The sequence below is a fragment of the Vibrio sp. 10N.286.52.C3 genome, from assembly GCF_041468865.1.
GTDB lineage: Bacteria > Pseudomonadota > Gammaproteobacteria > Enterobacterales > Vibrionaceae > Vibrio > Vibrio crassostreae_C.
On record NZ_JBFRJM010000001.1, the window covers coordinates 185014 to 207570 of the forward strand.

General features: G+C 46.1%; 15 protein-coding genes. 4 read left to right on the top strand and 11 right to left on the bottom strand.

All coding sequences use genetic code 11. The features are described from left to right. The first annotated feature begins 255 nt into the window (after positions 1 to 255). Positions 256 to 2835 (top strand): TRAP transporter permease, encoded by a 2580-nt coding sequence (locus tag AB4138_RS00775; RefSeq protein WP_065584689.1) that lies wholly within the window; start codon positions 256 to 258, stop codon positions 2833 to 2835. 104 nt (positions 2836 to 2939) lie between these two features. Beyond that, complete coding sequence (locus AB4138_RS00780; RefSeq protein ID WP_004740830.1) at positions 2940 to 3377, top strand: universal stress protein; 438 nt, start codon at positions 2940 to 2942, stop codon at positions 3375 to 3377. 84 nt (positions 3378 to 3461) lie between these two features. On the opposite strand, the gene AB4138_RS00785 is transcribed toward AB4138_RS00780, so the two are convergent. Both AB4138_RS00785 and rluA read right to left on the bottom strand, forming a co-directional pair. After that, on the bottom strand, positions 3462 to 4424 hold the full coding sequence (locus AB4138_RS00785) for a D-2-hydroxyacid dehydrogenase (protein WP_229647483.1): 963 nt from the start codon (positions 4422 to 4424) through the stop codon (positions 3462 to 3464). A 36-nt stretch (positions 4425 to 4460) separates the two neighbouring features. Then, positions 4461 to 5195: a bifunctional tRNA pseudouridine(32) synthase/23S rRNA pseudouridine(746) synthase RluA gene (gene rluA / locus AB4138_RS00790; protein WP_136973949.1), complete on the bottom strand. Its 735-nt coding sequence runs from the start codon at positions 5193 to 5195 to the stop codon at positions 4461 to 4463. A 158-nt stretch (positions 5196 to 5353) separates the two neighbouring features. On the opposite strand from rluA, the gene AB4138_RS00795 reads away from it, so the two are divergent. Beyond that, positions 5354 to 6631, top strand: coding sequence for an NRAMP family divalent metal transporter (locus AB4138_RS00795; protein ID WP_372110149.1), 1278 nt, complete (start codon positions 5354 to 5356; stop codon positions 6629 to 6631). Positions 6632 to 6723: 92 nt separating this feature from the next. Here AB4138_RS00795 and rapA read toward each other — a convergent pair whose 3' ends face one another. Beyond that, the gene (rapA, locus tag AB4138_RS00800; protein WP_017062952.1) at positions 6724 to 9633 is read right to left on the bottom strand and encodes an RNA polymerase-associated protein RapA; all 2910 of its coding nucleotides are present in this window, start codon (positions 9631 to 9633) and stop codon (positions 6724 to 6726) included. A gap of 466 nt (positions 9634 to 10099) precedes the next feature. Between rapA and AB4138_RS00805 the strand changes: the two genes are divergently transcribed. Further along, positions 10100 to 11479: a PhoH family protein gene (locus AB4138_RS00805; RefSeq protein ID WP_017062953.1), complete on the top strand. Its 1380-nt coding sequence runs from the start codon at positions 10100 to 10102 to the stop codon at positions 11477 to 11479. Between the two features lie 108 nt (positions 11480 to 11587). Here the strand turns inward: AB4138_RS00805 and tldD are convergent, their stop codons facing one another. The 8 genes from tldD to AB4138_RS00845 form a co-directional block, all read right to left on the bottom strand. Next, on the bottom strand, positions 11588 to 13033 hold the full coding sequence (tldD, locus tag AB4138_RS00810) for a metalloprotease TldD (protein ID WP_017061366.1): 1446 nt from the start codon (positions 13031 to 13033) through the stop codon (positions 11588 to 11590). A gap of 19 nt (positions 13034 to 13052) precedes the next feature. Further along, a complete protein-coding gene (locus AB4138_RS00815) occupies positions 13053 to 13865 on the bottom strand; it encodes a carbon-nitrogen hydrolase family protein (RefSeq protein WP_372304662.1) in 813 nt (270 codons plus the stop codon). A 94-nt stretch (positions 13866 to 13959) separates the two neighbouring features. Further along, a complete protein-coding gene (locus tag AB4138_RS00820; protein WP_372304664.1) occupies positions 13960 to 17835 on the bottom strand; it encodes a YhdP family protein in 3876 nt (1291 codons plus the stop codon). 10 nt (positions 17836 to 17845) lie between these two features. After that, a complete protein-coding gene (gene rng, locus AB4138_RS00825; RefSeq protein ID WP_017061363.1) occupies positions 17846 to 19315 on the bottom strand; it encodes a ribonuclease G in 1470 nt (489 codons plus the stop codon). A 20-nt stretch (positions 19316 to 19335) separates the two neighbouring features. Further along, a complete protein-coding gene (locus tag AB4138_RS00830) occupies positions 19336 to 19959 on the bottom strand; it encodes a nucleoside triphosphate pyrophosphatase (RefSeq protein ID WP_102393506.1) in 624 nt (207 codons plus the stop codon). Positions 19960 to 19966: 7 nt separating this feature from the next. Further along, positions 19967 to 20455 (bottom strand): rod shape-determining protein MreD, encoded by a 489-nt coding sequence (mreD, locus tag AB4138_RS00835; RefSeq protein WP_076657003.1) that lies wholly within the window; start codon positions 20453 to 20455, stop codon positions 19967 to 19969. Next, positions 20445 to 21332: a rod shape-determining protein MreC gene (gene mreC / locus AB4138_RS00840; RefSeq protein WP_004735927.1), complete on the bottom strand. Its 888-nt coding sequence runs from the start codon at positions 21330 to 21332 to the stop codon at positions 20445 to 20447. Before mreC ends, mreD begins: the two co-directional genes overlap by 11 nt. 94 nt (positions 21333 to 21426) lie before the next feature. Then, a complete protein-coding gene (locus tag AB4138_RS00845; protein ID WP_017062957.1) occupies positions 21427 to 22470 on the bottom strand; it encodes a rod shape-determining protein in 1044 nt (347 codons plus the stop codon). Positions 22471 to 22557: the final 87 nt, after the last annotated feature.

The window sequence follows — 22557 nt, forward strand, 5'->3', positions numbered from 1 at the left end:
CTCTACTTTAAGCCTACTACACCAATAAGGAGGCTAGCCCTCCTTATTGGCTTTTCACGTTTTATAAAAATAATTTAAGTGAAAAGAACAGCCCTTTAAGTTTCTCCAATTTGGAGGACTTACCTTCGTATCAAGCCTAAGACAAAGACGAACAAAAAACGCATTTCCCTATCCATTCACTACACTAGATAGGAAATAAATAACGTTTGGTTGTTCGTAAGAAAAGGCAGACCATCAATAATAAGGATAAAGTACATGACGCAGACAACATCACCGTCTCCAGATGTGCAAGAAATGGTGGCACAATCAGATACTGGTGCGCGTAGCCCTCGTGGTATCCAAGGCCGTATTTTATGGTTTGTGCCTCTATGTTGGTCACTGTTCCAACTTTGGTATGCATCTCCGCTGCCGTTCATTTTTAACTTCGCAATTTTAAACGACACTGAAGCTCGAGCAATTCACCTTACGTTTGCTATTTTCCTAGCCTTTACCGCTTATCCAGCCATGAAGAATTCGCCTAGGGATCGCATCCCCGCAGTCGATTGGATATTAGCGCTTGTAGGTAGCTTTTCAGCTTCTTATATCTATATTTTCTATACTGAACTCGCTGAGCGATCGGGCGCACCAACAACATTCGATATTGTTGCGGCTGTATTCGGTATGGTTTTACTGCTTGAAGCAACACGACGCGCTTTGGGTCCACCTCTTATGGTTGTGGCAGCAGTATTCCTACTTTATACCTTTGGCGGCCCTCACATGCCGGACGTTATTGCCCACAAAGGTGCGAGCCTGAACAAGGCAATGTCGCATCTGTGGCTAACAACTGAAGGTGTATTCGGTGTGGCACTTGGCGTATCAACGTCATTCGTATTCTTGTTTGTACTGTTTGGTGCAATGCTAGAACGTGCTGGCGCCGGTGCTTACTTTATTAAAGTTGCATTCTCACTGCTTGGTCACATGAAAGGCGGCCCAGCGAAAGCAGCCGTTGTCGCATCAGGTCTGTCTGGTTTGGTATCAGGTTCATCTATCGCGAACGTGGTAACCACGGGTACCTTTACTATCCCGCTAATGAAGCGTGTTGGTTTCCCGGGCACTAAAGCAGGCGCAGTAGAAGTCGCGGCTTCAACCAATGGTCAATTAACACCACCTATCATGGGTGCAGCAGCCTTCTTGATGGTTGAGTATGTGGGCATTTCGTATGTAGAAGTAATCAAAGCCGCGCTACTGCCCGCTCTGATCTCTTACATCGCTCTGATTTACATTGTTCATCTAGAAGCATGTAAAGCAGGTATGACTGGCCTACCTCGTCGCCACACACCAACTATCGTACAAAGCTTACTGTCTTTCACGGGTACCATTTTAGGTCTGTGTGTTATCAGTGCCGCAGTTTACTACGGTGTCGGTTGGACGAAAGATGTCTTTGGCGATGCTGCAACACCAATCGTAACGGTGGCTCTATTAGTCGCTTATGTCGCTCTGGTTCGTGTATCAGCAAAATACGCATCTGAAGGCGGCATGGAAATCGATGCGGATCTCAAAGAAGTTCCGGATCCAGGTCCAACAATTAAGTCTGGCCTGCACTTCCTATTGCCTATCGTGGTGCTTGTTTGGTGTTTAACAGTTGAACGTTTCTCTCCAGGTCTGTCGGCATTCTGGGCGACCGTGTTCATGATCTTCATTCTGATCACTCAGCGTCCGTTAATGACTCTAATGAACAAATCAGACGATCTTGCAGAGCAAACTAAAGCTGGCTTCGTTGATCTCGCAGAGAGCTTGGTTTCAGGCGCACGTAACATGATTGGTATCGGTGTCGCGACAGCGGCTGCAGGTACGGTTGTAGGCGTGGTGACTCTAACGGGTATCGGTCTAGTAATGACGGACTTCGTTGAGTTTATCTCAGGCGGCAGCATCATTCTTATGTTGCTATTCACTGCAGTAATCAGCTTGATCTTAGGTATGGGCTTGCCAACAACGGCGAACTACATCGTTGTATCAACGCTGATGGCTCCGGTAATCGTGACCCTAGGCGCTGCGCACGGCTTGATCATTCCATTGATTGCGGTTCACTTATTCGTGTTCTACTTCGGTATTCTTGCGGATGATACACCTCCGGTAGGTCTCGCGGCGTTTGCAGCAGCGGCAATTGCGAAATCAGATCCGATTCGTACTGGTATCCAAGGCTTCACCTATGATATCCGTACCGCAATTCTACCTTTCATGTTCATCTTCAATACTCAACTACTACTGATGGGCATTGATTCTTGGTGGCACTTAGCACTAACGATTTTCTCATCTGTGACTGCGGTACTTATCTTCGCAGCTGCAACACAAGGTTGGTGGTTCACCAAGAACAAGTGGTGGGAAACGGTGCTGCTTATTGCATTAACCTTCACTTTCTTCCGCCCTGGCTTTTGGTGGGACATGATTTACCCAGAGAAAGTTCTTTCACCTGGAGTTGAGATTGCTCAAATCACGGAAAAGCTGGATGTGGGACAATCACTTGAACTTAGAGTGGGTGGCGAAAACTTAGAAGGTGACTATTCTGAAAAGACAGTTCGCCTGCCGTTTGAAGATTCTGCGACCTCAAGTGAAGATCGTATTGCCTCTATGGGTCTAATGCTGACTGAATCAGAAGGCAAGATGATTGTTGATATGGTTGAGTTCGGTAGCCCAGCAGAAGCGGCTGGTATTGATTTCGATTGGGAAATCAAATCCGTTATCCAAGATGCAGATCGACCAATGAAAGAGTGGGTATTCTTACCAGCTCTGATCATTTTGATTGGTTTAGCGATGAACCAAAGAAGACGTGCTCGTAAGGATGAGATTAGCGCGTAATGGATAAGGCTGAGTAGTGCTTAGCGCTATTTGGCTTTATTACATGGAAAGGATAATTACAGTGCTAAGTGAAAGCTTAGCGCTGATTAAAAAGAGACGAATACATGTATAAACAAATCCTTGTTCCTGTTGATCTTAATGACAAAGGCTTTTCTGATAAGGCAGTCGAACTGGCGGTATGGCACGCAAAACACAGCAATGCTGAAATCCACATTCTGAACGTACTACCAGGCATTCACATGTCGATGGTGGCGTCTTACTTCCCGAAAGATGCAGCGAACCAAATGAAGCTTGATGTTAAAAATCAGCTCAAAGAGTTTGCCGACAAACACATCGACGATGAAGTGGTTTACAAAGTTCATGTTGCTGAGGGTAAAACCTACGCGACGATTCTTGATTACGCAGAAAAGCTTGGCGCCGACCTTATCGTGATGCCTAGCCATAAGCGTTCAAAAATCGACAAAGTGGTACTTGGCTCGGTTGCAAGCAAAGTAGTACAGAACTCACCAATCAATGTATTGGTGGTTAAACCGCAAGGTTAAGTCATTTAATCGACACACAATCTAAAAAGGTTGGCCTACAGGCCAACCTTTTTTGTTTTGCGTTCGCACCATTTAATTCTTTAATCAACTCACTAAGTTCTGCGGATTACCCTCAACAAACCCATCAATATTATCGATTAAGATATCAGACAGTTTTTGAATCGAGCTGTCGCTGCCCCACGCCACATGTGGAGTGAGTAATAAGTTCGGTAAGTGGCTATTAGCCAATAGTGGATTTGAGTTGTCGGCTGGCTCTTGTGTAAACACATCCATACCTGCGCCTGCAATCTCATGTTTTTTCAAAGCCTCAACTAGGGCTTGTTCATCTACTAGACCTCCGCGCCCGGCATTAATTAATACCGCGCTCGATTTCATCATTGTGAGCTCTCGCTCTGAAATCAGATTTTGGGTCGCATCAGTCAATGGGCAATGTAGACTGATCGCATCCGCTTGCTTCAATACCGTATCAAAAGGTAGATACCCTTCTCGACAAGACTCTGCTCCTTTTCGCTCGGCAAACATCACCTTCATACCAATCGCTTTGGCTAACATTGCGGTGGCTTGACCTAAGCTGCCACTCCCCATCAACCCCAGTGTGCTGCCAGCCACATCTTGAATCGGATGAGTAAAGAAGCAGAACTGCTTGTCCTTTTGCCACTCGCCCGCCTCAATGTCTTTATGATAACCAACAAGGTTTCGTTTAAGTGCAAACAGCATTGCGATGACATGTTCAGGAACCGATTGAATCGCATAGCCTTGCACGTTTGTCACTGCAATGTTTTTAGATTTGCAGTATTCCACATCGACATTATTGACACCGGTCGCTGAAACCGCGATCAACTTGAGTTTTTTCGCACCAGCGAGATTCGACTCATTGAGCACTACCTTGTTAGTGATCACCACATCAGCTTCTTCAACTCGCTCTGATACTTGCTCAGGAGCTGTGAAATCATACTCTACCCATTCATGCTCAAAGCTCAGAGGCTTTAAATGAATTTGAGATGGGATAGTCGCTCTATCGAGAAACACAACATTCAGCGTTGGCATTCTTCTTCCTTGGTTAGATCTATGAATCAGTCCATTCTAAGCTTTTAGCTTACTGTAGTCTGGAAGCTCAAGCGCAATTTCAAAGTGCTGTTCGATTTGTGGGGATGCTTGAGGATAAAAGTCACAGGGAACAAAGGCTTTAAACAATTGATTATTCGCTGGATGATAAAAGCTCAGCTCACACGCATGCAAAGCCAACCTATCACTGTATTCAAATGCTTCTGATGTTGCGTAAAACTCATCGCCCACAATCGGTGCGCCTATTTCCATGCAATGCACTCTCAATTGGTGAGAACGCCCGGTAATTGGCAGTAACTTAAGTAAAGTCGTTTGGAGTTCTTGCTGTTCTACCACATAACGAGTCTGTGATGATTTACCATCCTCGAAACACACTTTTTGCTTCGGCCGGTTTGGCCAATCGCAAATAAGAGGGAGGTCAATCAAACCTTCTGCTTCTTCTACTGAACCCCATACTCGGGCGTAATAGAGTTTGTGTGTCAGTCGATATTGAAATTGCTTCTTCAAATGACGCTCAGCTTGTTTGTGTTTAGCGAGCAGCATCAAGCCTGAGGTCGACATGTCCAATCGATGAACGACTTGAATCTCTGGAAATTCGACAACTAACCGACTCCACATGCTGTCGTAATGCTCAGGTAACCTACCCGGAACAGAAAGCAGGCCTGCAGGCTTGTTCACCACAAGAATATCGTCATCTTGATAAACAATATCAATCCACGGTTCACGCGGTGGTGTGTACTGTTCTAACGCCATTGAAGCCTCTTAATTGCTAGTGAATAAATAATTTACGGTTGATTTGTTTATTATTAAATACAATTTTCAACATTTCCGTACATAAAAGTTGACGACTTTACAAAACATGGTATTGATAGGGTAACGGATAATAAGAAGTCAGCATCAAAGGAAAAACGATGGACAGTACGGTTAAAACCACCAACACAAAAACACCAACCTCAGCTCCCCTATCAAGTTTAATTAAGTCTCTTGGCCCAGGCGTTATGATGGCCGCAGCGGCTGTAGGTGGTTCTCACTTAGTCGCCTCAACCAAGGCGGGTGCGATTTATGGTTGGCAGCTTGCCGCTCTCATTATCCTCGTTAACGTATTTAAATATCCATTCTTCAGAGCCGGCATCCAATACACGCTAGGAACGGGTCAAAGCTTGGTGGAAGGTTACTCTAACCTAGGCCGCCCATACCTTGTGATCTTTTCGATCTTGAGTGCCATATCTGCGGTCGTGAATACCGCTGCCCTGCTATTATTCAGTGCAAGCCTACTCAGTTACTTTGTTCCTTTCGATTTAGCCACTAGCACCTTGTGCATGATCGTTTTAGCGACCTGTTTGATCATTCTGTTTGCTGGCCATTATCGTGCTCTAGATACACTATCTAAAGCGATCATGGCGGTCTTAACCATCACAACCTTAGCTGCAGTCGCCATTGCTATCGGCTCTCCAGTCGAACCTGATGCTGCTTTTGTTCCACCGTCGCCTTGGTCATTGGCTGCTATTGGTTTTATCGTGGTGACCATGGGTTGGATGCCTGCGCCTATCGAAATATCAAGCATCACCTCTATGTGGCTAAAAAGCCAAAAAGAGAAGCAGGAAGTGACCGCACAATCAGCGCTGTTCGACTTTAACGTTGGCTACATTGGTACGGCGCTGCTTGCTTTAGTATTCGTTGCGTTAGGCGCGCTAGTACTTCACGGTTCGGGAGTTGAACTGTCTCGCTCCGGTGTTGGCTTTACTCATCAATTGGTCGGCATCTACGCTTCGACAATTGGTGAATGGTCTCGCCCGTTAATCGCTCTTATCGCTTTCTTCTGTATCTTTGGTAGCACCATTACCGTTATCGATGGCTACTCACGCGTGCTTGCTGAATCACAACGTCTATTATTCAAAAAAGATTCAAGCCCAAGAATGCTGCAAGGCTGGATAATCATTGTCTCTATCGCGGCACTCGCGATTGTGATGTTCTTTAGCGCAGCACTGATGCCTATGCTCGATTTCGCAATGGTACTCGCGTTTGCAACAACGCCATTCTTCGCTCTGCTTAATTTCATCTTGGTCAACAAAGCTAAGCTTCCAGAAGCGCTAGCCATTGGCAGCAAACTAAAATGGTTGTCTGTAGCAGGTCTTGTTTACCTATTTGGTTTCCTAGCGGTATTTGTTTGGTGGAAGTGGTTAATGTAACCAGCTACTTGAATTGTTAATTAAGCTACAGATACAAATAAGGCCTTCATAATGAAGGCCTTATTTCGTTGAAGCATTTCGCTAATTCAAAACTAGTTGTGAGAAACCACAATCAAGCGTAATGAATCTAGCTGAACCTGAGCTTTGCTGATGTAACCGGTCAGTTCATTGATTTGAGCTTCGATTACCTCTAGCTCTTCATCACGAATATTAGGATTCACGGCTTTAAGCGCTTGTAGACGCTCTAATTCACCGTTCAGGTTAGTCTGCATATCTCGTTGAGCTTGTTCACGCACTTCTTCCACTTTAGGAAGTACGTGCGTCTCACCCGCTTCGATTAGCTTGTGAATTTCACCTTGTACCGAGTTAACTAGCTTGCTCGCTAGGTGACGGTTTACAGGGCTTAATTGACGGTTAAAGCTGTCGAACTCAACCTGAGCTGATAAGTCATTACCACGGCCATCCATCATCAAACGAATTGGCGTCTTAGGCAAGAACTGGCTGATACCGCTGCGTTTCGGCGCTTGCGCATCCACAAGGTAAACCAGCTCAAGCAGGATAGTACCCACTGGCAGCGCTTTGTTTTTCAGTAGTGATACCGCTGATGCACCAACACCTTCACTCAGTAGCAGATCGATACCGCCCTGAATCATTGGGTGTTCCCAGCTAATGAAGTTCATGTCTTCACGAGAAAGCGCAGTATCACGATCAAACGTGATGGTTGCGCCTTCGTATGGTAAGCCTGGGTAGCTTGGCACCATCATGTGCTCAGACGGCGTTACAACCAGAGCATTCTCACCCTTGTCGTCTTGGTTCAAGCCAATCGTATCGAACAGGCTTAGTGCAAACGTTACTAGGTTAGTGTCGCCGTCAGTCGAGGCAATCTTCTCTGCAATTTCATGCGCTTTGTCGCCGCCGTTTGAGTGCATTTCTAATAGGCGATCACGGCCTTTTTCTAGATCTGATTTCAGGCTTTGATTTAGCTTGGCAGACTCTTCAATCACTTCATCAAGTTGCTCAGTGTTACCAGAAGCCAGCATCTCGATAAGAACATCTGAGTACTTATCGTAAACCGTGCGACCCGTTGGACAAGTTTCCGCAAATGCATTCAGACCTTCATCGAACCAACGCGCAAGGATCGCCTGTGATGTGCCTTTTAGGTAAGGAACATGAATGTCGATATCACGCAGCTGACCGATACGGTCCAAACGGCCAATACGTTGCTCAAGCAAGTCTGGGTTGAATGGAAGATCGAACATCACAAGTTGGTTAGCGAACTGGAAGTTACGACCTTCAGAGCCGATTTCACTACAGATAAGAACCTGAGCGCCGCCCTCTTCTTGAGCAAAGTAAGCCGCAGCTTTATCACGCTCTAGAATCGACATGCCTTCGTGAAATACGGTTGCACGCACACCTTCACGCTCACGCAGTGCTTGCTCTAATTGAAGAGCCGTACTTGCACGAGAGGCGATCACTAGGATTTTCTCGCTGCGCTTGTCTTGGATCTTTTCAATCAACCAGTTAACGCGTGAGTCGAACTGCCACCAGCTTGAATCTTCACCTTCAAACTCTTGGAAGATCTCTTCTGGATACAGCATCTTCATTGCACGAGCTTCGGGAGCCATTTTGCCACCGATCATGCCAGATACACGCATTGAGGTTGTGTACTGCGTTGGAATCTCCATCGGCAGTAGGTTTACATTACGCTTAGGGAAGCCTTTGATTGCAGCACGTGTGTTTCTGAAAAGAACACGGCCGGTACCATGGCGATCCATAAGGTTATCAATCAGTTCTTGGCGAGCTAACGCTTGCTCTTCTTCGCTGCTATCACCTTCGATAACGCGGAACAGAGGCTCAACATCTTGCTCAGAAAGCAGTTCCGTAATCTGGTTCTTCGCGCTGTTTTCAAGCTTCACGCCAGAGAACAGAGCCGTTACTGCATCAGCAACCGGTGCGTATTGGTCTTCTTCTTCAACGAATGCTTCGTAATCGTAGAAGCGATCAGGATCAAGCAGACGCAGACGTGCAAAGTGGCTCTCACGACCAAGCTGTTCAGGCGTTGCTGTTAGTAGTAGCACACCAGACGTATTTTCCGCTAAGCCTTCAACCACTTGGTATTCACGGCTTGGTTTGTCTTGGCTCCACTCAAGGTGGTGCGCTTCATCGACAACCAACAAGTCCCACTCGCCTTCAAGTGCTTGCTCGTAGCGCTTACGGCTCTTACGTAGGAAGTCCAAAGAACACAGAACGTACTGCTGGGTATCAAACGGGTTGTCTGATTCAGCAAACGCTTCAATACAACGCTCTTCATCGAAGATAGAAAAATGCAGGTTGAAACGGCGCATCATCTCTACTAACCATTGGTGTTGTAGAGTTTCAGGAACCACAATCAGAATGCGTTCAGCACGGCCAGACAGCACCTGTTGGTGAATGATCATGCCCGCTTCGATGGTTTTACCTAGGCCCACTTCATCAGCCAGTAAAACGCGCGGAGCGTGACGACGACCCACTTCATGAGCGATGTATAGCTGATGAGGGATCAAGCCAGCACGCATACCACACAAGCCACGCATCGGGCTCTTGTGTTGTTGGTACTGGTTGCTTAGCGCACGGTAACGCAACACAAAGTTATCCATACGGTCGATTTGACCTGCGTATAGCTTATCTTGTGGCTTGTTAAAGCGGATCTGGTTGCTTAAGAAGATTTCACGCAGAGTGACTTCTGTTTCTTGGGTATCTTCGCGAGTACCTAAGTAGGTTAGCAGCCCTTTGTCTTCGATAACTTCTTCGACAGACAGAGACCAACCTTCTTGGCATTCGATGACATCGCCTACATTAAACGTTACTCGGGTTACGGGAGCATCAGTACGTGCATAAACACGGTTTTCTTCTGACGCTGCAAACATTAGTGTCACTGTGCGAGCATCCATTGCTACAACGGTACCTAAACCTAAATCGCTCTCCGTATCGCTTATCCAGCGTTGCCCCAAAGCAAATGTCATGAATCGACTACCTCAATCTTATAGTTGGAATTTGGTCTTCTTAACTGCAGTTTTAAACAAGAACATTATCGCTCCTGAACTAAAAATATAGCCAAAAATGTCTAGTTTGCAGCCACTTTTTAAGTGCGCTCTCAATAATAAATATCTCGAGAAAATGGTGCAGAAAAAGGTCGCTAATCTTACTCGATGCTGTGATTTAGGTCACGCCTAAAGGAGATGATTTCATGCTTTTTTTCTGTTTTCGCCAGTGCAATCAAACTGTCAAAAATTCATGGTTAATCTATAGGTAGCAGATTGCTGCTCTCAAACGAATACACCATATTCACTCGTAACGATATGGTGCTGTTCCTCTAGATGAAGTTTAGGTGAGTAGTTGACTATCACCAGAATCAGATACTAATCTTTATATGAGCTTTATCTACGTTCAATGAATGCAAGGCAAGCCGCACGTCGGCAAGGAGATGCTATGGGCGAGACCAACCGGAAGCTATTTGTTTTAGACACCAATATCCTACTTCACGAACCCTTCGCTATATTTTCTTTCCAAGAGCACGATGTCGTTATCCCCATGACAGTGCTAGAAGAACTCGACAGAATCAAAGACAGTAAAAGAGACGTTGCTCGAGATGCGAGAATTGCGATTCGAACGCTCGAAGACCTGTTCAGGGAAGCCACACCAGACCAAATATCGGAAGGCATCCCTTTTTCTAAAGACATAAATGCATCTGGCAGTATTTCAATACTCGCTGACTACGAACTTCAAGAAAGCATCAAAGCCTTTGCCGATGACAAGGCGGGCGATAACCGAATCCTCAACGCTGTCCTCTATCTTCAAAATAAACGCGCACCACGCGAAGTGGTTCTCATCACCAAAGACATCAATATGCGTTTACGAGCAAAAGGCGCCGGTGTACGTTTTGTTGAAGACTATCAAACTGACCAACTGATTGATGATATCCAATACCTCACCAAAGGCTTCCAACAACTGGAAGGCTCATTTTGGGATGGTATCGATAATGTCGAGAGCAGAAGTTTAGGCGGCAAGACGCTGCACACCTTAGCAAGAGCGCCGTTCGAGCCAACCTTCCTCAACCAATATGTGATTGACGAAGAAAGTGACTTTGCCGCTCGAGTCGAGGAGATTGAGCCGGAAAGCATTACCCTGAGAGACCTCAGCCGCGAAAGATTGATGAATCGCAGAGCATGGGACATCACACCAAAGAACGTTTATCAAGGCATGGCGATAGATGCGCTGCTCGACCCTGATATTGATCTTGTGATTCTCACTGGCGCCGCAGGTAGTGGTAAGACACTGCTTGCTATGGCTGCTGCACTTGAACAAACCATTGAGCGCAAACAGTTCGATAAGATCATCGTAACCCGCAACACCCCTGATATTGGTGAATCGATAGGTTTCCTTCCGGGTACAGAGGAAGAGAAAATGTTACCTTGGTTAGCCGCAGTGACCGATACACTGGAAGCGCTGCACAAGAACGACCACTGCACAGAAGGCTCGATGAAGTACATCTGTGACAAAGCCAATATCCAGTTCAAATCAATCAACTTCATGCGTGGCCGCTCGATTCAAAATGCCTTTGTGCTTTTGGATGAGTGTCAGAACCTCACCGCTTCACAGATAAAAACCATCATCACCCGTTGTGGTGAAGGTACTAAGATCGTCTGCTCAGGTAACTTAGCGCAGATAGATTCTTCTTACCTAACCCCTGTGACTTCAGGCTTAACCTACATGGTTGAGCGTTTTAAAAACTTCGAAGGCAGTGCCAACATCCACCTCAATGGTGTGGTGCGTAGCCGACTAGCTGAGTTTGCGGAAGAGAACATGTAGTGACTCTATACGCTCACTGAATCAGTAATCTAAAAACAAAAAGCGCCTCACATTGGAGGCGCTTTTCAATTTAATATTTTGAAGTAAGTCGGCAGAGGTTAGTCTGAATTACTCAGTACCACCAACGGTTAGCGAGTCTAGTTTCAATGTTGGTTGACCAACACCCACTGGCACACTTTGACCAGCCTTACCACACACACCCACACCACGGTCGATGCTTAGGTCGTTACCCACCATAGACACCTGCTGCATCGCTTCGATACCAGAACCGATTAGCGTCGCGCCTTTCACTGGGTGAGTGATCTTACCGTTTTCAATCATGTACGCTTCAGACGCTGAGAATACGAACTTACCTGATGTGATATCGACCTGACCGCCACCGAAGTTCGGTGCGTAGATACCTTTCTCAACCGTCGCGATGATCTCTTCCGGTGTGTGTTCGCCCGGTAGCATGTATGTATTCGTCATACGTGGCATTGGAAGATGCGCGTATGACTCACGACGACCATTACCTGTCGGTGCTACACCCATTAGACGAGCGTTCAGCTTATCTTGCATGTAACCTTTTAGGATGCCGTTTTCGATTAACGTATTGTACTGACCGTTAACACCTTCATCATCGACGTTCAATGAACCGCGTAGATCCGTTAATGTACCGTCATCGACAATCGTACATAGGCTTGAAGTTACTTGCTCACCAACTTTTCCAGAGAATACTGACGACTCTTTACGGTTGAAGTCGCCTTCTAAACCGTGGCCTACCGCTTCATGCAGCAGAACGCCCGGCCAACCAGAACCAAGAACCACAGGCATGGCACCAGCAGGCGCTGCAACCGCTTCAAGGTTAACTAATGCTTGGCGAATCGCTTCATCCGCAAATTGGTAAGCAACTTGAGTGCCTTTGTCATCACTTAAGAAGAAGTCGTAACCAAAACGGCCACCACCACCAGCGCTACCACGCTCACGACGATCACCCTTCTGTGCAAGTACGCTAATAGACAAGCGAACCAGCGGACGAATATCACCAGCGTAAGTGCCATCAGTCGCAGCAACCAGCATCTGCTCATGCACACCACTTAAACTCACCGATACTTCAGTCACCATCGGCTCTTTAGTGCGAATGTAAGCATCTAATGATTTTAGTAATTCTGTTTTCTGCTGTTTTTCCCAACTCGCAAGCGGGTTAACTGCATCATAGTAAGCTTGATTAGAGTTGCGTTTGAACGCTTGAACCTTGCCGTTTTGACCTTGTTTAGCAATACCACGAGCCGCAATTGCGCTCTGCTTAAGACCATCCAATTGGATTTGGTCAGAGTAAGCAAAACCAGTCTTTTCACCAGATACTGCACGAACGCCAACACCGCAATCGATATTGAAAGAGCCGTCTTTAATAATGCTGTCTTCTAGCACTAAAGATTCGTGCCAGCTTGACTGAAAGTAGATATCAGCATAATCAATTTGGCGGGTAGCAATACTCGCCAATGTATCTGCGATATTTTGCTCCGTAAGCCCTGTCGGGTTCAGTAGCGCTTCTTCAATTTGATTAATGCTCATAGATGGCTCTTGTTTGTAATTAAAATTGATTGGTAAATCGAGAGTGTTGCGCGATGGGCATATTTTGCCTAATGGACTCGCAACTGGATGTGTCTATCTCAACCACCATACTTTTAGGATCTTGGTCTAACTGTGCGACCACTCGTCCCCATGGATCAACCACCATTGAGTGTCCCCATGTTTCTCTTTGGCAAGGGTGTTTTCCGCCTTGACCTACCGCGACAATCCACGACTGTGTTTCAACCGCGCGGCATCTTAATAGTACTTCCCAGTGCGCTTGACCCGTTACCGCTGTAAACGCTGCAGGCACCACAATGATTTGTGCCCCTTGCTTACGTAACTCTGAATACAAGTGTGGAAAGCGCACATCATAACAAATACTCAAACCTAAGCGACCAAAAGGCGTTTCCGCTGTCACAACTTGGTTGCCCGGAGTGAAAATATCCGACTCTCGATAGCACTTATGGGCGTCAGCGACATCCACATCAAACATGTGTAGCTTGTCGTAATGAGCAACGAGGCAACCAAAATCATCAATCACCAAGGTGGTGGTCGTCACTCCGTTAGTTGTGCTTATCGGCATACTGCCAATGACGATCCAAATTCTGTGAAGCTTTGCTAGCTCAGAGATTTTCTTTTGCAGTGGACCATCATTTAAAGGCTCAGCATACTGGTGATAGTCGGCTTTACTGCCAAAGACTAACGCGTTTTCAGGGCAAACAACCCACTTAGCCCCCAACTCTTTGCACTTTGCAACTTCTTGAGCAAGGTACTCAAAGTTCAATTCAGGGCTGGGGCCAGATGTCATTTGAATCAACCCAACACAATCCATGTGTATCGCTCCTCCATTCATTATGATTCAGAAATCAGCATTTCACCGTATATTCGCTGACTCGGGCATAAGGTCTTTTCGGCTAATTTAAGGCCTATTCGGCTAATTTTCTCAGCTTCTCTGGCAGCTGAAACTCGCCAGAGCTACGAGAAAGTTCGCTCACCGTTGGTGAATCCAATGGTCCTTTCACCGAATAATTTACTTGGGTAAAGACTTCCACAACTGGCGAGATAACCGTGGTCACCGCCAATACGTACAGCGCCGTTTGAGGGGTTACCGCAAAGGCCGTTAATACGGGAATACCCGAGGTAATATCTGGGGTAAAGTTCACCTCAGCATCAACCTGACGCGTGTTGAGGTTAGCGATACCTTTGATTTTCATCTCACCTGCGACCGCATCCATGTTCAGATCATTGGTCAGGAAGATACCATTTTGAATCTCGCCCGTTCCGGTGATGCTGTTGAAGGCCATACCTTTATCAAACACATCTGAGAAATCGAGCTGCATCTTACGGATGATCGAATCTAGGCTAAACAGGCCAAGTAATCGAGCTGCGCCGCTCACATCCGAGATAATGCCTTTACCAAACTTGGTTTTAACGTTGCCATCAAGGGTATCCATTTTGATTCCCCAAGGCGAACCATCCCAATTTAGTTGACCTTCCAACGCGAATGGCGCTTTTTGAATCCCGGAAGTAATACCAAAGCGCTCCATGAGCTCGCTGTTGTTTTCACCTTCAACATCAACGGTTAACGATGAATGACTCTTGTCACCTTGCAGTTCCCACCAGCCACTCACATCCGCTTTGTTACCGCCGCTTCGCACCTGGATTTTGTTCCACTCGATACGATCTTCGTTCCTCGTCATTTCAACATCGACCTTACCCACCTTGTAGCCTTGCAGCCAAAAGTCGTTCAGCGTCAGGGTCAGGTTTGGCATCGCATCGTGGATCTCTCTATCCAATTTGGATATCAATGGCGCAGCTTGTTCTTTACGTTGCAGCAGTTGCTGATCTTGGTTGTTCTTATCACTCCACTCAGGAACAAACAGATGCAGACGATCCAGTGAAACTGTCAAATCATAAGGAGGCAGGTAGTTAATATCCCCTTCTAGCTCTTGGCTAGACACTTCCATTTGCCACGCCTGTTTGTTCTTACTAGCACTAAAATCGACGTCATTCCAAGAGATACCACCCAAGATCAGCTCTTTACTCTCAAAGGTAATACGGCTTGGCGCAGGTATGGTTGGCGTGTTCATTTGACTAAGTACAGCCGTTGAAGGCTTTACCGGTTCCATTACAACCGATAACCAATCATCGGCATTGAATTTGTCTGTACGAATCAGTGCGTGATGGCCCACCACCGGGCTAATTTTGTAGCCACCGCGACCAAGCACTAAGTTGGTCGCCGTTAACTCAGGCACGTCGCCTGTGATATCAATCTCAGCTTGGTACTTGGTGTTTGGCAATTGCAGGCGCGCGGTAATCGTCTCTTGGTTACCCGATGCCTGTAGCCTTGCAGAGCCACTTTCTAGTGATTTTTTCGCCAATGGATATGGGTAATCACTCGCCAAGTATTTTAGGTCTGACTGTAAGTCTAGTTGGTAGGTAAAGCCGATATCATTCAGCTGGATATCAATCTGGCTTTGCCATTGCGCATGACCTGATAAGCGGCTTAACCATTGCTCACCGATGTAAGGTTCTAGAGGCTTGACGTCCCAATCACCTAACACATCAATATCAACTGCATAGCCAGGACCATCATTAAGGCCCTTAAAATCAAGCGAGATACCTTGGTTAAGCAGATCCGCAGCGAGGCCATTTGCCGTCACTACGTCATTATCAAATTCAATTCGACCCGTGGTGTTCTCGAGCACCATTGGCGGCGCTTCAATCTCAACATGGTTGCCACTTAAGTCGGCGTAACCCCATGCTCTTGCTTCTTTTTCAGAATCAAACGGAATATTCAGCTGGAACTCAGAAGAGACATCACCACTCACTTGAAGTGCGGTTAAGGCTGCGCCTACCGAGCCCACCAGTGGCGAAGACGTCATGTAATCGCGTACTGCGTTGCCAGACGCCGTCGCTTTAGCTTCAATTTCAATATGGCCGCCTTCCCCTAAATAAGGAATGCGTCCTGTGATTCGATCTGCCGTCACATCCATCAGTTGAGCTGAGCGAGAATCCAGATGCATCGCATCATTTTCAAACAACAGATCAAGCTGAAGATCAGTAATCAGTGGCCACGCGGTATCAAAGCTGAATTTCGCATCTTCTAAGCCAACCCAAACCTGGAAAATACCATCGTGGTTAGTGTATGGATATTGAGACAAATCACCATGCCACAACAGTTTTACGGTATCCGCTTTACCGGCTTGAATCGCAGTTGAAAGGTAGTCTGTTAGATCTTGCCCAAGAGCCAGTGTAGGTAAGTAGCGCCATGTTTCACCGACATTGTAAGCGTCCGCTTCGCCGTAGAAGGATAAAAACGGGCTCGCATCTTTTGGGAAGTCTAAGCGGAATGCGCCTAGTACTTGTAAATCGGGGGTGGCAGCTGTGATTTTGTCTGACCACAGCTTCCAGCCGTTTTCATCTTGCTGCCAAACAATATCAACCTGACCTTGTTTGATATTCAAAGGAGCTTGGAATACGTCACCATAAGGGAACACATCGTCAATAACATGCAGGCTAGCTTTCGCTTCCGAGGCCGAACCAAACACACTACCAGACACTTGGCTAAAGCCTGGGACTAGTTCCCACTGCTCGATAGCAAGATCAGAAAAACTGGCTGAATAACGTAAACTGTCAATTCCCGAACCCATGGAAACACGGATATCAGAAACAGAGCCGCCCGGCGCCAATACGTTAATCATTTTGGTTGATTGTTCAGAGTCAGGCAGCAGCTTAATCAACGGAGTAATAGTCGCAATATCCAGATCAGAAATGTTGAGTTGCCATGGACCTTGATTCCACTTGAACGCTACGTCGAGTTCCGGCCAAGGTGTGTCATCCGTTCTAAGGTTTAGTGAGTGACCATTTACTTGCCAACCATCATCCGTCGGCGACAACTTAAAGACACCGGACTCAAGCATGAGGTCATGCTCGCCATCTTCGTTCCACGCCAGTTCTGAGGGTAAAACCTCAACATAAGCGCTCACTGGCTTGCTATTTCGCAGCGTAAGCCAGCTATTCAAGCTCACAGTACCCGTTTCAATGCCGGATTCCACCTGCATATAATGCGTAAGCCATGGCTTAACAGAAATGCTGTCGGCACTGACATAAAACTCACCAGTCACATCAGTCAGTGACCCACCATCAATAAAGTTAGCACTCACTGACAGAGAGTTTAGATTGGCATCTTTGATACTCACCACACCTTCAGCAAGGTGATGTTTGTCTGAATTTTGCCATTTTAAGGTTTCTATATCGAGCTGACGTTCTTCACCCGAAACAGAGTGATAAAGAATAGAAGAATCTTTTGCAGTTACATCGACGAGTGTTTTTAGCAGTAAATTATCGAGCTCTTGTATCACTCGCTTGGAAGACTCGGGATCTGTAGGTTCGTCTTTGCCATTTTGTCCGGCAAACAGATCAATTGAGCGGATATCAAGATACATTTGATTCATGACTAGATCGGCCACAACCGGGCGCATCTGCACGAGCGATTGAATCAAGTCAAACTCGACTTCAACACGCTCAACAGAGAAGGTCACATCTTCTGCATTGGGGAGGCTAGCTTTAACGCCTTGCAGAGCAATAGAGGGGTGAGTGTTACGCCAAAAACCGCCCACATCTTGAATCGAAAAATCAAAACCGGAGTGTTGGTTTACCCAAAGCTCAATTTCAGATTGATACTTGTTTAAATTGGGCAAGGCTACACGCAGTGTAGTAACGGCAATGGCTAGCGTTACTAAGAGAGTAACCACTAACCATAAACATGCACGTAGAATCAGAGTAACGCTTGAGCTCACAAAATTTCCATTACATCATAACAACATCAAACTGCTCTTGTATGTACAGAGGCTCAGCCTGGATTTTAACTTGCTTACCAATAAAGACTTCAAGCTCCGCAAGCGCATGAGATTCATCGCCCTCTAACGCCTCAGCTACGGCAGCTGCCGCATAGACCACAAATTTATCGGCGTCGTACGCACGATTCACTCGCGTGATCTCTCGAAGAATTTCATAACAAACGGTTTCAACTGTCTTCACACTGCCGCGGCCTTCACAAGCAGGACAGCTCGAACATAGGATATGCTCAATACTTTCACGAGTACGTTTACGAGTCATCTCAACCAACCCAAGCTGCGTGAAGCCATTAATATTGGTTTTCACACGGTCTTTGTCGAGCGCAGCCTCTAAAGAAGTTAGTACTCGCTTACGATGTTCCTCAGACAACATATCAATAAAGTCGATAATGATGATGCCACCTAAGTTACGTAGACGCAGCTGACGAGCAATCGCTTGAGTCGCTTCTACATTGGTGTTGAAAATCGTCTCTTCTAGATTACGACGACCAACAAACGCGCCAGTGTTGATATCAACCGTGGTCATCGCTTCAGTTTGGTCGATAATCAGATATCCACCAGACTTTAATTCGACTTTACGATCCAATGAACGCTGAATTTCGTTCTCGGTATCGTACATATCAAAGATAGGCTTATCACCTTCATACAGCTCAAGCTTGTCTGTCAGCTCAGGCACGTATTCAGAGGTAAACTCTTTTAGGTTTTCATATTCTAGACGAGAATCGACCTGAATCTTGCTCAGCTCAGTACCGACGAAGTCACGTAAGATACGTTGGCTTAAGCAAAGCTCACCATACAAACGAGTACGCGCCTTGTGCTTACCACGACGCTCTAATACTTTTAGCCATAATCGCTTCAAGAATGCGGCATCTTGTGCCAACTCATTTGAATCTGCACCTTCTGCTGCTGTGCGGATGATGAAGCCACCGTGTTCGTCACAGTAACGAGACACGACTTTTTTAAGACGGTTACGTTCAGACTCGCTGTCGATACGTTGAGATACACCAACATGACTTGCGCCCGGCATAAATACCAGATAACGAGACGGTAGAGTGATATCAGTGGTTAAGCGAGCACCTTTAGTACCAAGAGGGTCTTTGACCACTTGCACCACAATGTCTTGCCCTTGACGGACAAGCTCTGAAATATCACGAACCTGAAATTGTTTCTTTTCGTTTTCAGCGACACATTCAGTGTGTGGGACAATATCAGAGGCGTGTAAAAAAGCTGCTTTCTCAAGGCCTATATCCACAAAAGCCGCCTGCATTCCCGGAAGAACACGGCTTACACGTCCTTTATAGATATTTCCTACGATACCGCGTCGAGCATCTCGTTCGACATGGATCTCTTGAAGAGCCCCCCCTTCAATCATGGCCACACGAGTTTCACTCGGGGTCACGTTCAGCAACAATTCAGCACTCATGGTGCACCTCAGGTTAGTAATTATAAGAATTCTTGCAGTAGCTGGTCCGTTTCAAATAAAGGTAAGCCGACAACGGCGTAATAACTACCTTCGATTCGGGTGACAAAGCGTCCGCCCAAACCTTGGATCCCATAGCTACCGGCTTTATCGCATGGCTCCCCTGTTTGCCAGTATTGTTCTATTTCTTTTTCACTGAGGGGTTTAAACCATACGTCGGTAATAATGACTTCTGTTCTTTGTTTTTCTTCTGAAACCACAGAAACCGCCGTCATCACTTGGTGACGTTCATTCGCTAACTGAGTAAGCATGCGCTTAGAGTCAGCAAAATCGGTGGGTTTCTCAAGCACTTGCCCTTGGCTTACGACGACTGTGTCAGAACCAAGAACGACTATATCAGAGCCATGATCTACAGTATCAGAACTAGGAACGACATGCTGCCTTTCAGAAGGGTTATCTTTCAATAAAGACAACGCAGCTAAAGCTTTATCTAAAGATAGTCGCTTAACATATTCTTCGGCGGTTTCTTGAGCGTGTTTACACTCTTCAACATCGGTTACGAGGACAGAAAACTCATAACCGAGTTGAGATAGCAATTCTTTGCGGCGTGGAGAGCCGGATGCCAAAACTAAATGTTTCTTTTCCATCGTCACGCTACCTCACATGCCAATGGCGACGCACGCGTCTCATTAATAAAAACATCCAAGGCCAAAGTATACAGTTTATCAATGCGCTCCATAACGATAACGGATTGAAAATAACATCTTGGATCAAATATTCACCAAAGAAGATCAACACCTCAAACAAGACCGTTAACGCGGCAATGATCATCGCTTGCTGCCATAACGCCATGTTACGAATGACGAGGAAGTTCATCGCAATAATGTACATCACTATTGCCATCATCATGCCTCGAATACCCAGAGTAGAGCCGATCAAAAGGTCCCACAATAAGCCTAAAATCAAAGCACTACCCACGTTAACACGATGCGGTAGAGCCAAAACCCAGTAACACGTAACCAGCAGTAACCAAGATGGTCTAAATAAATCTAAGCTACCAGGCCAAGGGATCGTCTGCAGAATCAGTGCTATTAAAAATGAGCAGAAAATTACTACCTTGCTTCTCAAAACGCTATTGGCCATCTTCGCCCTCTAACAATGCTTGTTCTATGCTCGATTGATCCGCTTGCATCTGTTTGTTTTCATCAGGCCATACAAGCAGCAGGTATCTGAGCTTATCGAACTCAACCACAGGCTCTGCTTTAATCACAGCGAACTCACGTTTCGGGTCGTAATCAACGGCCGTAACATAGGCGACTGGATAACCTTCTGGATATACCCCACCAAGACCTGATGTCACCAACAGATCTTCTTCTTGTATATCGGTACTGGTTGGAATGTGCTCTAGCTGGATCTCATCAATCATGCCATTGCCCGAAGCAATCACACGGATGTCATTACGAATAACCTGAACAGGAATCGCATTGTTTGCATCAGTGAGTAGTAATACACGACTATTATGAGCAGCAACGAAAGTGACTTGGCCGACAATGCCTTTTTCGTTGATCACCGGCTGACCTTCATACACCCCATCAATCTGACCTTTGTCGATCACGACTTGATGGCGATATGGTGAAGTGTCTACCGCCATAACTTCTGTGACGACTTTCTTCTCATCACGGATAAACGGCGAGCCTAACAGCTTACGAAGGCGCTTGTTTTCTTCTTGATATTGCTCAAGCAGAATCAGCTCGCTCTTCAGACGCAAGACTTCTCGTTTAATATTATGGTTAGATTCAATTAACCCTTTGCGAGTGCTAAAACGGTCGTAAACACCATCGAACATAGTGCGAGGCAAGTTGGCTGCATATTGAATAGGCGCAACCATGCTGTTTAATAGATAGCGAACATTTGAGAAAGCATCTAAACGACTATCAGCCAGCATAAGGCTGGCTGATAAAATTACAGCAAAAAACAGGCGCAATTGTAGAGAGGGACCTCTACCAAAAATTGGCTTCATTCTATATTTGGTCCTAGAGCTACATTTGATCCTATAGACAAGGTCCTAGGCTCTTTACATAAAACTAGATAAGAAAAGAGCCTAACACTAGATATTATTCTTCGCTGAACAGATCGCCGCCGTGCATGTCGATCATCTCTAGAGCTTTACCGCCACCTAGAGCAACACACGTTAATGGCTCTTCTGCAACAACAACAGGGATACCTGTTTCTTCTGTTAACAGGCGATCAAGGTCTTTAAGCAGTGCACCACCACCTGTTAGTACCATACCGTTTTCTGAGATATCAGAAGCCAGCTCTGGTGGACACTGTTCAAGTGCAACCATCACTGCAGATACGATGCCAGATAGAGGCTCTTGAAGTGCTTCAAGGATTTCGTTTGAGTTTAGGCTAAAGCTACGAGGCACACCTTCAGCAAGGTTACGACCACGTACTTCGATCTCTTCGACTTCATCGCCAGGGTAAGCTGAACCGATTTCGTGTTTGATCTTCTCTGCTGTCGCTTCACCGATCAAGCTGCCGTAGTTACGACGAACGTAGTTGATGATCGCTTCATCAAAACGGTCACCACCAATGCGAACAGAAGACGAGTAAACCACACCGTTCAGTGAGATAACCGCAACTTCAGTAGTACCACCACCGATATCAACAACCATTGAACCTGTTGGCTCAGAGACACGTAGGCCAGCACCAATCGCAGCAGCCATAGGCTCATCGATTAGGTAAACCTCACGAGCACCAGCACCTAACGCTGATTCACGGATAGCACGACGCTCAACCTGTGTTGAACCACAAGGTACACAAACCAAAACACGAGGACTTGGTTTAAGCACACTGTTGTCATGCACTTGTTTGATGAAGTGCTGAAGCATTTTTTCCGTTACGTAAAAGTCGGCAATTACACCGTCTTTCATTGGACGGATCGCTGAGATGTTACCAGGCGTACGACCAAGCATTTGCTTAGCAGCGTGGCCAACAGCAGCGACACTCTTTGCAGAACCCGCACGATCTTGGCGAATAGCTACAACTGAAGGCTCATCAAGAACAATGCCTTGGCCTTTTACATAAATAAGGGTATTGGCTGTACCTAAATCAATCGATAGGTCGTTTGAAAACATGCCACGAAGTTTTTTAAACATATTCTTCGCTCATCCTGCAAGAATTAGAAGACAAAAATTGCACTAAATGTACCAATGCCTTGCTGTTACGGCAAGGCATTGAAGTGC

Excerpts from the sequence above, each read along its gene's own strand:
- mreD (WP_076657003.1), bottom strand. The coding sequence starts at position 20,455 with ATGGCCAATAGCGTTTTGAGAAGCAAGGTAGTAATTTTCTGCTCATTT.
- rng (WP_017061363.1), bottom strand. The coding sequence starts at position 19,315 with ATGAGTGCTGAATTGTTGCTGAACGTGACCCCGAGTGAAACTCGTGTG.
- AB4138_RS00775 (WP_065584689.1), top strand. The coding sequence starts at position 256 with ATGACGCAGACAACATCACCGTCTCCAGATGTGCAAGAAATGGTGGCA.
- rapA (WP_017062952.1), bottom strand. The coding sequence starts at position 9,633 with ATGACATTTGCTTTGGGGCAACGCTGGATAAGCGATACGGAGAGCGAT.
- AB4138_RS00815 (WP_372304662.1), bottom strand. The coding sequence starts at position 13,865 with ATGGATTGTGTTGGGTTGATTCAAATGACATCTGGCCCCAGCCCTGAA.
- tldD (WP_017061366.1), bottom strand. The coding sequence starts at position 13,033 with ATGAGCATTAATCAAATTGAAGAAGCGCTACTGAACCCGACAGGGCTT.
- mreC (WP_004735927.1), bottom strand. The coding sequence starts at position 21,332 with ATGAAGCCAATTTTTGGTAGAGGTCCCTCTCTACAATTGCGCCTGTTT.
- AB4138_RS00830 (WP_102393506.1), bottom strand. The coding sequence starts at position 19,959 with ATGGAAAAGAAACATTTAGTTTTGGCATCCGGCTCTCCACGCCGCAAA.
- rluA (WP_136973949.1), bottom strand. The coding sequence starts at position 5,195 with ATGGCGTTAGAACAGTACACACCACCGCGTGAACCGTGGATTGATATT.
- AB4138_RS00845 (WP_017062957.1), bottom strand. The coding sequence starts at position 22,470 with ATGTTTAAAAAACTTCGTGGCATGTTTTCAAACGACCTATCGATTGAT.
- AB4138_RS00785 (WP_229647483.1), bottom strand. The coding sequence starts at position 4,424 with ATGCCAACGCTGAATGTTGTGTTTCTCGATAGAGCGACTATCCCATCT.
- AB4138_RS00780 (WP_004740830.1), top strand. The coding sequence starts at position 2,940 with ATGTATAAACAAATCCTTGTTCCTGTTGATCTTAATGACAAAGGCTTT.
- AB4138_RS00795 (WP_372110149.1), top strand. The coding sequence starts at position 5,354 with ATGGACAGTACGGTTAAAACCACCAACACAAAAACACCAACCTCAGCT.
- AB4138_RS00805 (WP_017062953.1), top strand. The coding sequence starts at position 10,100 with ATGGGCGAGACCAACCGGAAGCTATTTGTTTTAGACACCAATATCCTA.